This is a genomic window from Polymorphospora sp. A560 (assembly GCF_045781765.1).
Classification (GTDB): domain Bacteria; phylum Actinomycetota; class Actinomycetes; order Mycobacteriales; family Micromonosporaceae; genus Polymorphospora; species Polymorphospora lycopeni.
The window spans coordinates 7,168,182-7,180,809 of sequence record NZ_CP122282.1; the positions used below are offsets into that span (position 1 = coordinate 7,168,182).

10 protein-coding genes are annotated in these 12,628 nt (G+C 75.2%); 9 read left to right on the plus strand and 1 reads right to left on the minus strand.

The window, feature by feature from the left end; translation table 11 throughout:
- The first annotated feature begins 34 nt into the window (after window positions 1–34).
- From QCD66_RS32260 to QCD66_RS32290, 7 genes are all read left to right on the plus strand, one after another.
- Window positions 35–442, plus strand: coding sequence for a BlaI/MecI/CopY family transcriptional regulator (locus QCD66_RS32260; protein WP_357538845.1), 408 nt, complete (start codon window positions 35–37; stop codon window positions 440–442).
- Window positions 443–446: 4 nt separating this feature from the next.
- The gene (locus tag QCD66_RS32265; RefSeq protein ID WP_364211801.1) at window positions 447–1,367 is read left to right on the plus strand and encodes a M56 family metallopeptidase; all 921 of its coding nucleotides are present in this window, start codon (window positions 447–449) and stop codon (window positions 1,365–1,367) included.
- A 112-nt stretch (window positions 1,368–1,479) separates the two neighbouring features.
- Window positions 1,480–2,736, plus strand: coding sequence for a cytochrome ubiquinol oxidase subunit I (locus tag QCD66_RS32270; RefSeq protein WP_364211799.1), 1,257 nt, complete (start codon window positions 1,480–1,482; stop codon window positions 2,734–2,736).
- 10 nt (window positions 2,737–2,746) lie between these two features.
- Window positions 2,747–3,751, plus strand: coding sequence for a cytochrome d ubiquinol oxidase subunit II (locus QCD66_RS32275; RefSeq protein WP_375732927.1), 1,005 nt, complete (start codon window positions 2,747–2,749; stop codon window positions 3,749–3,751).
- Window positions 3,748–5,517 (plus strand): thiol reductant ABC exporter subunit CydD, encoded by a 1,770-nt coding sequence (gene cydD / locus QCD66_RS32280; protein WP_375732928.1) that lies wholly within the window; start codon window positions 3,748–3,750, stop codon window positions 5,515–5,517. Before QCD66_RS32275 ends, cydD begins: the two co-directional genes overlap by 4 nt.
- Entirely contained in the window at window positions 5,514–7,472 is a 1,959-nt protein-coding gene (gene cydC / locus QCD66_RS32285; protein ID WP_407566906.1) for a thiol reductant ABC exporter subunit CydC, read from the plus strand. Before cydD ends, cydC begins: the two co-directional genes overlap by 4 nt.
- A gap of 92 nt (window positions 7,473–7,564) precedes the next feature.
- A complete protein-coding gene (locus tag QCD66_RS32290; RefSeq protein WP_364211787.1) occupies window positions 7,565–8,224 on the plus strand; it encodes a permease prefix domain 1-containing protein in 660 nt (219 codons plus the stop codon).
- Between the two features lie 46 nt (window positions 8,225–8,270).
- On the opposite strand, the gene QCD66_RS32295 is transcribed toward QCD66_RS32290, so the two are convergent.
- Window positions 8,271–8,612, minus strand: a complete 342-nt coding sequence (locus QCD66_RS32295; protein ID WP_364211784.1) for a helix-turn-helix transcriptional regulator — start codon at window positions 8,610–8,612, stop codon at window positions 8,271–8,273.
- A 143-nt stretch (window positions 8,613–8,755) separates the two neighbouring features.
- On the opposite strand from QCD66_RS32295, the gene QCD66_RS32300 reads away from it, so the two are divergent.
- Window positions 8,756–9,793 (plus strand): DNA primase, encoded by a 1,038-nt coding sequence (locus tag QCD66_RS32300; protein WP_375737253.1) that lies wholly within the window; start codon window positions 8,756–8,758, stop codon window positions 9,791–9,793.
- A gap of 38 nt (window positions 9,794–9,831) precedes the next feature.
- Window positions 9,832–12,441, plus strand: a complete 2,610-nt coding sequence (locus tag QCD66_RS32305) for a transposase (protein ID WP_407566907.1) — start codon at window positions 9,832–9,834, stop codon at window positions 12,439–12,441.
- Window positions 12,442–12,628 lie beyond the last annotated feature (187 nt).

Consider the following 12,628-nt stretch of genomic DNA (forward strand, 5'->3'; position numbering starts at 1 on the left):
ACCGGGCATCTACTACACGCTGTAGGCTTAGCCCGTGATACGACTGGGTGACCTCGAGCGGGCCGTGATGGACGTGTTGTGGGATCGCGGCCCCGCCGCTGACGGGCGGGTCGGGGTGAGCGTCCGCGAGGTCGCCGAGGCACTGCACGACCGCGAGCTGGCCTACACGACGGTGATGACGGTCCTCGACCGGCTGGCCGGCAAGGGCATGGTCGAGCGCGAGCGCGAGGGCCGGGCCTGGAGCTACCGGCCGGCGGCGACCCGCGAGGCATACATCGCCCAGTTGATGCTGGACGCGCTCGACCTGGCCGGCAGCCGGGACGCGGCACTGGTGCGGTTCGCCCGGTCGGTGACCGGAACCGAGGCCGACGTGCTGCGGGCGGCGCTGGCCGCCGAGGCCGAGCCGGCCATGGCGGACGAGGCCGCGGACCGGCGAGGCTGATCCGGTGGTTCAGGCCGTCCACTTCGCCGCGTCACTCCTGGCCTGTTATGTGACCGCCCAGGTGCTGCTGCGTACGGGTTGGTTGGGTCGCTCGTGGACGTGGCACAGTCCGCGGGTGGCGATCGTGTGCTGGCAGGCGCTCGGCCTGGCGTTCGGGTTGTCGGCGATCGGCCTGCCGATGGCGCTGGGGCTCGGGCCGTACGGGACGGGCACCGGCGCGGCCCTGTGGATGCTGGCGACCGACCTGTTCGGTGGCCGGCTGCCGGCGGGGATGACCGTGGTGCACCTGGGGCTGGTCGGGATCGGGTTCGGGGTGGCCGCGACGCTGCTCGGGACGCTGGCCCGCAGCCTGCTCGGCGCCTTGCGCGTCCAGCGCCGGCACCGCGACCTGCTGACCCTGGTGGCGCGGAACGATCCGGCGGTGCCGGGCGCGCTGGTCCTCGACCATCCGAGCGCGGCGGCCTACTGCCTGCCCGGGGTACGGCCGCGTGTGGTGGTCAGTGCCGGCACCCTCTCCCTGCTCGACCGGTCGCAGCTGGCGGCGGTGCTCAGCCACGAACGGGCGCACGCCGACGAGCGGCACGATCTGGTGCTGTTGCCGTTCACCGCGCTGTGCCGGGCGCTGCCCTGGGTGCGCTGGGTGCGTACGGCGCACGACGAGGTGGCGCTGCTGGTGGAGATGCGCGCCGACGACAAGGCGCGGCGGCTGCACGCCGACGAGTCGCTGGCGGCGGCGTTGCTGCGGTTCGCGACCGCGCCGTCGCGGGTGACCCCGGCCGGGGCGCTCGGCATCGCCGACAGCCATCTCGACGCCCGGGTGAGTCGGCTGCGGGTGACCGGCCGGCCGCCGCGACTGCGGGTGGCGTCGGCACTGGGCGTGGCGGCGCTGCTGGTGTCAATACCGGTCACCCTCTTCGTTTCCTGAGCCCGGCCAGCCGCCCGGGCACGCGAGATACCGACTCCTATAGGTAGGCAAACTACGTGTAGCCTGCCCCGCAATGGTGGCCCGACCTGGGCCCGAAGACCGGAGGGTGGCCATGGACCCGCTGCTCCTCGCGCGCCTGCAGTTCGCCACGACGACCTCGGCGCACTTCCTCTTCGTACTGGTGACGCTCGGCCTCGTGACCCTGCTCGTCTACCTGCACACCGCCTGGTTCGTGACCAAGAAACCGGAGTACGAGCGGCTGCTGCGCTTCTGGGGCACCCTCTACGTGATCAACTACGTGCTCGGCATCGGCACCGGCATCGTGCTGGAGTTCCAGTTCGGGCTCAACTGGAGCGGGCTGTCCCGCTACGTCGGCAACGTCTTCGGGGCGCCGCTGGCGATGGAGACGCTGGTCGCGTTCTTCCTCGAGTCGACGTTCCTCGGCATGTGGATCTTCGGTTGGCACCGGCTGCGGCGGGGCGTACACCTGGCGCTGCTCTGGGGCGTCGCGCTGACCGCGTACCTGTCGGCGTTCTGGGTCATGGTCGCGAACGCGTGGCTGCAGAACCCGGTCGGCTACCGGATCGAGGACGGCGTCGCGCACCTCACCGACTTCGGCGCCCTGCTCACCAACCCCGCGCTGGGCAGCGCGCTCGGGCACGTCGTCGCCGCCGCGCTGGTCACCGGCGGGATTCTGATGGCCGGCGTCAGCGCCTGGCACCTGATCCGGCGTACGCCCGACCACGACCTCTTCCGGCGGTCGCTGCGGATCGGCCTGGTCACCACGACGGTCGCCACGATCGCCACGGTCGGCTTCGGCTTCGCGCAGTTCGTCGTGCTCGCCACCACCCAGCCCACCAAGCTCGGCGGCGACCCGGCCGACAGCGCCGCGCTGATAGACGAGTGGACCACCCGGTTCGGGCCTGGCGACTACTCGCCACCGGCATGGACCGGTGTCCCGCTCGAACTGATGATCATGATCGGATTCGGTCTGCTGCTCCTCGCCGTGCTCGTGCCGCTCTGCTGGCGGGACTACATCATCCGGCTCCGGTTCCCGCTCTACCTGCTGCTGTTCGCCGTACCGCTGCCGTTCCTCGCCTCGATCTCCGGCTGGATCACCCGTGAGGTCGGTCGCCAGCCCTGGGCGGTCTACGGGCTGCTCAGCACCACCGACGCGGTCACCCCGGCCAGCGGCGGGCTCATGCTCGCCTCGCTGATCGGCTTCACCCTGCTGCTCGGCGCGCTCGTGGTCGCCAACTGGATCATCTTCGCCCGGTACGCGGCCCGGGGCGCGCACCCCGACCTGGCTCTCGGCCGGCCGGTCGACGACCAGCCCGCGGCTCCCCGCCCCGACCCGGCGCTCGTCTGAGGAGGCCCCGATGGAAACCCTCTGGTACGCCCTGTTCGGCCTCTTCTTCGCCACCTACCTGGTGCTCGGCGGCTACGACTACGGCACCGGGCTGCTGCTCGCCCGCACCCGGTCCGTCGACGGCCGGCGGGCCATCCTCAACGCCGTCGGACCCTTCTTCCTCGGCAACGAGGTCTGGCTGGTCGCGGCCATCGGCATCCTCATCGGCGCCTTCCCGTTCCTCGAAGGCGAACTCCTCTCCGGCCTGTACCCCGCCGTCGCGCTCGCGCTGGCCGGTGTCGTCGTCGTCACCGTCGCCGTACAACTGCGCAGCCGGCCGGCCAGCCCTCGGATCCGCACCGCCTGGGACCGCGCCGTCATCGCCGGTTCCGTGATCGCCGCACTCGGTTGGGGTGCCGTGCTGGCCGGGCTGCTCCAGGGGGTCCCGCTCCAGGCCGGGCGGCACGCCATCGGCGTCGGGCACGTCTTCACCCCGTTCGTCGCCGCCGGGGCGCTCGCCCTGCTGGCCCTGGTCACCGTGCATGGCGCCGCCTTCCTCGCGCTGCGCCTGCCGGCCGGGCCGGCCGACCACTTCGCCCGGCTCGGCCGCCGCCTGGCACCGGCCGCGATCGGCGCCGTCGGCCTGGCCGCCGCCGTCGGCGCCCTGTCCGACCGGGTACGCGCCGCCGTCCAGCAGCCGGGTGTGGCCGTACTCATGCTCGTGGTCCTGGTCACCGCACTGGCCGTCGCCGGCACCGCGATCACCCGGCGTCCCGGGCTCGCGTTCGCCGCCACCTCGCTCGCGGTCGCCCTGCCGGTGCTGCTCGTCGGGGCCGCGACCTGGCCGTACGCGCTGTTCTCCAGTGCCGACCCGGCCGCCGGCATCACCGTCGCCGAGGCCGCCGCCAGCGACCCCACCCTGCGCCTGCTGACCTGGGCGGCGCTGCCGCTCCTGCCGGCCCTACTAGGCTTTCAACTGATGAGCTGGTGGGTCTTCCGCGGACGCACCGACGGCCGGGCACCGGTGTACTGGTGAGCAACCGCCGCCCCTTCGATCCGCGCCTGCTGCGCCGGGTCCCCGCGACCCGGCGCCACCTGGCCGTGCTCGGACTCCTGGGGGTCGGCGCCGCCGCACTGGTCATCACGCAGGCGACCGCGCTCGCGACCGTGCTGGCCGAGGCGATCCACGGCCGGCTCGACCGCACCGCGCTCGCCGTCTTCGTCGTCACCGTCGCCGCCCGGGCCGGGCTGGTCTGGGCACAGGGCGTGGTCGCCGCCCGCAGCGCCGCCGCGGTCAAGGCGGCGCTACGGGTCGACCTGCTCGACGCGGTCGGCCGGCGCGGGCCGGGCTGGCTCGCCGGCCAGCGGGCCGGCACGATCGCCACCCTCACCGGGCGCGGGCTGGACGCGCTCGACGCCTACTTCACCGGCTACCTTCCCCAACTCGTGCTCAGCGTCACCGTGCCGATCGCGGTGCTGGCCCGGCTGACCTTCGCCGACTGGAGTTCGGCGCTGATCGTCGCGGTCACCCTGCCGCTCATCCCGATCTTCGGCGCGCTGCTGGGCTGGCAGGCCCAGGCCGCGACCGAACGGCAGTGGCGCCGCCTCTCCCGGCTCGGCGGGCACTTCCTCGACATGGTCGCCGGGCTGCCCACGCTGCGCGCCTTCGGCCGGGCCCGGGCCCAGGTCGACGTCGTACGCCGGATGGCCGACGGTCACCGTCGGGCGACGATGAGCACCCTGCGCATCGCGTTCCTGTCGGCACTCGTCCTGGAACTGGTCGCCACGCTGTCGGTGGCGCTGGTCGCCGTACCGATCGGGCTGCGGCTGCTCGGCGGCGGGCTGACCCTCCAGACCGCGCTGCTGGTGCTGCTGCTCACCCCCGAGGCATACCTGCCGCTGCGGGCCGCCGGCAGCCGCTTCCACGCCAGCATGGAGGGGCTGACCGCGCTCGACGAGGCGCTGACCCTGTCCACCCGGGAGAAGCCCGGGCCCGGTGTCACGGCCACCCCGCGCGAGGCGGCGGCCACCCCGGCGCCGGGCGGCGCGATCCGGCTGGAGTCGGTGACCGTCGACTACGGGCGTACGGTCGCCCTGCGCGACGTCTCGCTGACCATCCGGCCCGGTGAACGGATCGCGGTCGTCGGCCCCAGCGGCGCCGGCAAGAGCACGCTGCTCGGCCTGCTGCTCGGGTTCGTCACCCCGACCGGCGGGCGGGTCGTCACCGGCGCCGACCGGTGGCCGGCCACCGGCGACGAACCCGGGCTGGTGCTCGTCGACGGCGCCGGCCCCGCCGACGTCGACCTCGACGCCTGGCGGCGGCGGATCGCCTGGGTGCCGCAACGCGCCCACCTGTTCGCCGCCTCGCTGGCCGACAACATCCGGCTCGGCCACCCCGATGCCCCGGCCGACGCCGTACGGCGGGCGGTGCGCGCCGCGAACCTCGACGACGTCGTACTCGGCCTGCCCGACGGGCTCGACACCCTGCTCGGCGAACGCGGTCACGGCCTGTCCAGCGGGCAGCGGCAGCGGGTCGCCCTGGCCCGCGCCTTCCTGCGGGTCGAGTTCGCCGGCCCCGAGCCGCTGATCCTGCTCGACGAGCCGACCGCGCGCCTCGACGGTGCCGCCGAGGCGGTCGTCCTCGACGCCACCCGTCGCCTGGTCGCCGGCCGGACCGCGTTGCTCGTCGCCCACCGGCCGGCACTGCTGCGGGAGGCCGACCGGGTGTTGCGCGTCGACGACGGGACGGTCCGCGAACTGACCCCCGACCGTCCGGCGCCCGACGTGGTGGCGACCGCATGACGCCCACCACCGCCGCCGACCGGACGAGCGCAACGGTCCCGTCGCCCACGCCGGCCCCGGCCGGAACCGGCGGCCGGGCGGACACCCGCGCCGGTGGCCGGGGCGGCGGTGGCACCCCGGCCGGAGCGCGCCGGCTCGGCGCCGAGCGCACCGTGCTGCGGCTCGCCCGCCCCTACCTGCCCCGGCTGGTCGGCGCGGGGCTGCTCGCCGCCGGCACCGAGATCGCCGGGCTCGCCCTGATGGCGACCGCGACCTGGCTGCTGATGACCGCCGCCGGCCGCCCCGAACTCGACACGCTGACCGTCGCCATCGTCTCGGTGCGGGCGCTGGCCATCGGGCGGGGCGTGCTGCGTTACACCGAACGGCTCGCCGGCCACGACGCCGTCCTGCGGATGGTCACCGACGTACGGGCCCGGGTGTTCGCGACGCTGGCCGCCCGGCCCGGCCCGGTCGCCGGCCAACGTTCCGGTGACGCGCTCAGCCGGCTGGTCTCCGACGTCGAGGCCGTGCAGGACCTGGTGCTGCGGGTGCTCGTACCGGCCGCCGCCGCGACCGTGGTCGGCCTGCTGGCGGTCGCCGGCACGGCGTTCGTCTCCCCGGTGGCGGCGCTGTGCCTGCTCGCCGGGCTGCTGGTCGCCGGCGTCGCGCTGCCCGTCGCGGCGACCGCACTGACCCGCCGTACGGCCGACCGGGTGGCTCCGCTGCGCGGCGCGCTCGCCGTCGACGCGGTCGACCTGACCCAGGGCGCGGCCGACCTGGCCGCCTTCGGGGCGACCCGGGGAGCACTCGACCGGGCCGGGACGCGCGCCGCCGAACTCGCCCGGCTCGAACGCCGGCTCGCGGTCACCGGCTGGGCGGTCGACGGCGCCGGCACCCTGGTCGTCGGCGCGACGGTGGCCGCCGTGGTGGTCGCCGCGCTGGGCGCCGACGTCGGCGGGGTCCTCGTCGGGGTGCTGGCCGTCGGCACCCTCGCCGCGGTCGAGGCGACGCTGGCGCTGGTCGGCGCCGCCCGGCAGTGGACGCTGCTGCGCGCCGCGCTCGGCCGGGTCGCCGACCTGCTCGGACCCGACCGGCCGGCCGCGCCCGCACCCGCCGCCCCAGGCCCGCCGGTGCCCGCCGACCCGAGCCCGCCGATGCCCGCCGGGCCGGCCGGCGCCGGGTCCACGCCTGACCGGGCGCCGGGCGGCTCCGGTCACGACTGCCGGCTCGACGGCGTGACGGTGCGCTACCGGGCCGGCGCCGCCCCGGCGCTCGACGACGTACACCTCGACCTGCCCGCCGGCCGCCGGATAGCGGTCGTCGGGCCGAGCGGCGCGGGCAAGAGCACCCTGCTCGGCGTGCTGACCGGCACGGTCCGGCCGACCACCGGCACGGCCACCGTCGACGGCACCGACCTGTTCGGCCACGATCCGGAACGACTCCCCCGGCTCGTCGGCGGCCTGCTCGCCGAGGCGTACGTGTTCCACGCCACCGTCCGCGAGAACCTGCTGCTCGGCCGGGCCGACGCCGACGCCGACGAGCTGGCCGCCGCGGCGGCCGCCGCCGGCCTGCTCGACTGGATACGCCAGCAGCCCGACGGCTGGGACACCGTGGTCGGCGAGGACGGCGCCCAGCTCTCCGGCGGCCAGCGGCAACGGCTGGCCCTGGCCCGGGCGCTGCTCGCCGCGCCCGCCGTACTCGTGCTCGACGAGCCGACCGAGGGCCTCGACCCGACGGCCGCGGACGCGGTCCTCGACGGTGTGCTCGCCGGCCTCGACCCGCGACGCAGCCTGGTGCTGGTCACCCACCGGCTGCGCGGGCTCACGGGCGTCGACGAGGTGCTGGTCCTCGACGCCGGGCGGATCAGGCAGCGCGGGACCGCCGCCGAGCTGGCCCGCCGGCCCGGCTGGTACCGCGACCAGTGGCAGCTCCAGGAGGCCGCCGAGCGCGGCTACCTGGCGCTCGGCCCGGCCTAGAGGATGGCCGGGCGTGAGGCCGGCCACCCTGATCCGGATATCCGGACAAGTCCTGACCCGCCGGCGGGCCCGTCCGTGGCAGGCTGGCGACCATGCCCGTCCCCGCCGCCGAGATCGACGACTACCTGCGTACGCTCGGCCAACGGCTGCACGGACCCCGCCGGCTGAGGGCCGACCTGCTCGCCGAGGCCCGCGACAGTCTGGAGGACGCCGCGGCGGCGTACGAACGGGCCGGGCTGGCGCCGGTGGCCGCGCGGCGCCGGGCGGTGGCCGAGTTCGGCACCCCCGGCGAACTCGTCCCCGGATACCAGGCCGAACTGGCCGCGGCGGGGACCCGGACCCTGGCGCTCCGGATCCTGGTCGTGGCCATCGTGCTGCTCTCGTCGGCCGACCTGATGTGGCAGGGCGCGCCGTGGACCGGCGTACGGCCGCCGGCCGGATATCTGGCGCTGTCCGCCTCGCTCGACCTTTTCTGGATCATCACCGGCGTGCTCGCCGCCGGGGCCTGGCTCGGGCTGAGGTACGCCGCCCGGCGCGGTGCGCCGGTTCGGCTGCCCCGCCTGCTCGGCCGGTCGATGGCGGCGTGCGTCGGGCTGGCCGCCGGTGCCGGCGTGACCCTCTACGCCTGGTCGCTCGTGATGTGGGACGCCGCGGTGCGCTGGCCGCCGATGCTGGTCGGGATGGTCGCGACCGGCGTGGCGTTCGTTTGGCTGGCGGGGGCGGTACGCGGCTGCCTGGCCGGTACCCGCTGAACGGCGCCGGTGCCCGGCGCTTCAAAGCGGTGGTACGGACCGGCGGTCAGGTGGCGGCCGGCGGCGGCTCGTCGACGCCGAGGAAGCGGCCGACGGTGGCGCTGAACTCCTGCCATCCGGTCCGTTCGGTGCGCAGGGCACCGTGTCCGGCCCGGGTGAGGCGGTAGGTGCGCCGCTGCCGCCCGCTGACCGTGCTCCACTCGCTCTCGACCAGTCCGGCGCGCTCCAGCCGGCGCAGCGCCGGATAGACGGTTCCGGTCGGCAGGTCGAGCACCCCGCCGCTACGCGCCCTGAGGGCCTCGATGATGGCGTAGCCGTGCAGGGCGCCTCCTTCGAGCACCGCGAGCAGCAGTGCGTCGAGGTGACCGTGCAGCGCCTGCGCCTTCATAGGTAGCAAGGCTACTAATGGTTGGACCGATCTCCAACGGGGTGCGCCGTTCGCCGCCGACGGCCGCACACTAGGGTGTGCCCAGAGTCACCGACCCGACAGACCGGGTCGGCGTCGCAACCTGATTGGACCCGGAGGTCAGCGTGGCCCGCAAGTCGACTCACCGACCCGACGCCGACGAGCCCGAGGTCGAGGCCGAGGCCGCCCTCGACACGGACACGGACACCGACGACGTCGACCTCGACAAGGACGACGACGGGGCCGCCGCCCCGCCCGCCGACCGGTCGCTGTGGTCGGACGTACGGATCGACCCGATCGAGATCGCGCTGCCGTCGGGTGCGGGTTTCACCCTCCGCGCCTACCGGATGTCGTCCGAGGTCACGCCGACCGACATCGGCGAGCGGGAGGACGAGGACCTTTTCGCCAGCCGGACCCGTCCCGTCGTCGACGACGAGGACGACGAGACCGTGGTGATCCTCGACGAGGAGTTCGCCGCGCTGTCGGCGGAGACCGACGAAGAGGAAGAGCAGGACCGCAAGTCCCGCCGCGGCAAGGACAAGAAGAAGGCGGACGCCAAGAAGTCGGACGACGACGAGTCGGCGGACGAGCCGGAGGGCAAGGACGCCGAGATCGACACGGACGAGGCCGCCGACGCCGAGGAGGCCGAGGAAGCCGAGGACGAGGAGCCGGACGACGAGGAGGTCCCGGCCTTCCTGAGCCACCGCGGCAAGTTGCTGCTCTTCAAGACGCCAGAGGCGCTGGTCAGTTTCGTCCGGTCCGGGGCGCCCAACGATCTGACCCAGTTGGACGGTTGGCCCCAGCTTGTCGAGCGACTCCAGCCCGCCGACGTCGCACCGCTCGACGAGGACTCGTACGAACTCGACCTGGTGGTGGAGAACCTCCGCGGCGGCCACGACGTCTGGGACGCGACGCTGCTCATCGAAGCCGGTGAGGTGTCACGTGACCTGGCCTACGCCCTGCGCCTGCCGGCGGTTCTCGACATGCTCTCGCCCGGATCCAGCCTCGACGATCTCGACGAGGCGCTACGGTCGACCGTGAAGGGTGGCCTCGGTGGTTTCATGGGACGCCGCCGCCTGAAGAAAATCGGGGCACAAACGGCAAGTCTCGGTTGGCGCACGATTATCGGGAAGATCTCTGCTGCTGTGGACTGGCGCGACTGACCCCTCAACGGGGAACATCAGTCCTTGGCACACGACATGTGTCCCGGGAGGAGGACGACGCCGTGGCGCTCGTGCGGGTGTACTGCGGTCTCGCATCGGTGGATTCGGCAGCCGCACCGGCCTCGGCCGGCACGACGCTGACAGCCGCAGTGGTCGACGACGCCGGACGGCTGCTCGACGTATGCGAGATCGGCGACGATCCGGCTGGCTACGCCAAGCTCGGTGTCCTGCTCGCCGGCCGATCGAGCGGATCGAGCGGAGCGGTGGTCGCCGCCGACAGCGACGACCACCTGGTGACCTCGCTCCTCACCGCCGCGGGCCGGCCGCTGGCGATCGCCGACGACGACTCGGTGGACGACTACGCCGAGCGGTTCGCCGACGACGACTCGCCCACCGAGATCTCCTCCCCGGCCGGGACCCGTCGGGCCGTCGGCCTCGCCCGGGCACTCCAGGCGGGCGCGATCTCCGCGACGACCCTGCCCGCTCCCCGTGACCTCGCCGCGTTCAAGCCGGCACTCGCCGCCCACCTCGCCCTCGCCAGCGGTCGCCATTCGGCCGCCGTCGCACTGCGCGAGGTGCTGCGCGAGCTGTACCCGGCCGCGCTGCGGGCCTACCCCGACCCCGCCGAGCCGCTGTCGCTGGCGGTCCTCGACGCGCTGCCCGAGCCCGGCATGCTCGGCGGCTCCGGCGATCGGGGCCGGGACACGACGGTGGCGGCCGAAGCGGTCGCCGCCCACCTGGCCGCCGACGGCATCGCCGACACCGAGACGATCACCAATGCGGTGACCGCGCTTCGGCTGGCCATCGCCGAGACCCCGGCTCGTGGCACCAACACGACCGCGATCACGTCGGCGACCGCGGAGGCCGTCCGCCAGGCGGTCGCGGCCGTACGGGCATGTGACGCCGGCTGCGACGCGCTCGTCGCCACGCTCTCGGCCCGGGTCACCGCGCCACCGTCGACCGCCGGCCGTCGCACCCGACGGGCCGCGTCGGCGTCTTCGGAGGCCCCGACGTCGGCACCCCCGGCCGCCGGACCTCGCCCGGTCCACCCCGCCACGGAGCGCACCCCGGTCGGTGGCCGTCGCAATCGCCTCGCGCCCGAGGCCGGCACCGCTCCGGCGGCACCTCGGCCGCTCGCGCCGCCACCGGTGGCCCCCGATCCGGTCGCGCCACCGCCGGTGGCGCCCCGCCCGGCGGCTCCCGCCGCGGCGCTGACGCCCACCTCGGCTCCGCCGGTATCGGCCCCGCCGGTGTCCGGGCCGCCTTTCCCGCTCGCCCCGGCGGCCCAGCACCGGCTCGACCCGCCGCACAACCGGCCGATCTCGGCCCCGCCACCGCCTCCGCCGGGCATGACGCCGATCGTGCCGGCCCAGCGGGTCGCCTCCTCCGAGGTCGACACCGACAACCGTTCGCAGCGGCCGTCGCCGCCTTCCGAGCCGTCCGGCCCGGGCCGACGGGCGGCCGCGGCCCGCACGCCCGAAGGGCTGCCCCGACGGGGTGCCGCGCCCGACGCCGACGCGCCGTCCCGGCGTCCCGGCGTCCCGGCACCGTCCACGCCGGACCGGCCGGCCCGGCGTGGCCCGGTGCCGCCGGCCGAGGCGGGCGAGCCGTTCCGGGCGCCGATCACCGCCGCGGCGATCAACAGTGCCCGCGCCGAACGGCAGCGCCCGACCCCGATCGTGCCCCGCCCGAACACCAGGGGTGAGCAGCCGCCGTCGAAGGCCGGCTTCAACGCGACCGACTTCGTGGTGCCACTGCCGGCTTCCCGGCCGCCGGCAGACGAGACGCCGGCGCCGGAGCCCGGTTCCCGGGCGGCCTGGCCCCTGGTCGGCCCCGCCGACGAGAGCGGCGAGGGGACCGACCGGCGGGAGCCGGCGTACGACCTCGACAGCCGGGACCGGTCCCGTGGCGGCCCCGACGAGCCGACCGGTGAGACCCGGGTCAAGCCGCCGTGGCTGGCCGACGACCTGCCGCCGGAGCCACCCTCACTGCGGTTGGTCGAACCGCGCCCGGTCGCCGCCCCGGCGGCGCGCCAGGAGCAGCCGACCGGACCGGCGGGTGCCGCTCGCCCGGCTCCCCGGCCCGACAAGCCCCGCTCCGACGCCCCGCAGCCGGACCCCGCGCCCCTGCGCCTGGTCGAACCCGGGTCCGACCGCGGCCCCCAGCCCCGCCGGGCCGGGCCCGAACGCGCCGCGCCGCCCGTCGTGTCGTCCGAGGGCGACAACGACCTGCTCATCTTCGCCGCCGCGTCCGCGTGGTTCTCCGGGCAGGACGAGGAGGGCACCGAACTCGAGTGGTCGTCCACGGCCGACAGTGGCTGGCGGGCCGCCGAGCAGGCCGCGCAGCCGTCGGTGGGCGCGGAGACCGCCGCCGGGCTGCCGAAGCGCGTCCCCCAGGCCAACCTCGTACCCGGCTCTCCGCTGCGGGAGGAACGGCCGCTGCGGATCGTACGGGACGCGGCCCGGATCGCCGAGAACACGACCGGCTACTTCAGCGGCTGGCGGCGCGGGCAGGAGATCGGCGGATACGCCGTCGGTGGCCGTCCGGGCCGGGAGGCCGCCGGTGGCTGGGACTTCAGCCGGGACCACGGTGGCCGCGAGGAGAGCGACCGGGAATACGAGTACCGTTCGGCCGGCCACCGGTCCTGACGTCGCCCGTACGCCCCGGCTCGTCCGGGGCGTTTCCGGGTCGCCCGGTCCGGCGTCCCACCCGACGATGGGCGGCCATCACGGCCGCAGCCACTCTCGTCCATCCCTTTCGCAGCCGGAACACGAACGCGGCGGGCCCTCCAGATGGAGGGCCCGCCGCGTTGTTCGGTCTGTGCGTGCCGAGCCG

Bases quoted from the DNA above. Each gene is read 5' to 3' on its own strand.
- QCD66_RS32270 (WP_364211799.1), top strand. From the start codon at position 1,480: ATGGACCCGCTGCTCCTCGCGCGCCTGCAGTTCGCCACGACGACCTCG.
- QCD66_RS32275 (WP_375732927.1), top strand. From the start codon at position 2,747: ATGGAAACCCTCTGGTACGCCCTGTTCGGCCTCTTCTTCGCCACCTAC.
- cydC (WP_407566906.1), top strand. From the start codon at position 5,514: ATGACGCCCACCACCGCCGCCGACCGGACGAGCGCAACGGTCCCGTCG.
- QCD66_RS32290 (WP_364211787.1), top strand. From the start codon at position 7,565: ATGCCCGTCCCCGCCGCCGAGATCGACGACTACCTGCGTACGCTCGGC.
- QCD66_RS32295 (WP_364211784.1), bottom strand. From the start codon at position 8,612: ATGAAGGCGCAGGCGCTGCACGGTCACCTCGACGCACTGCTGCTCGCG.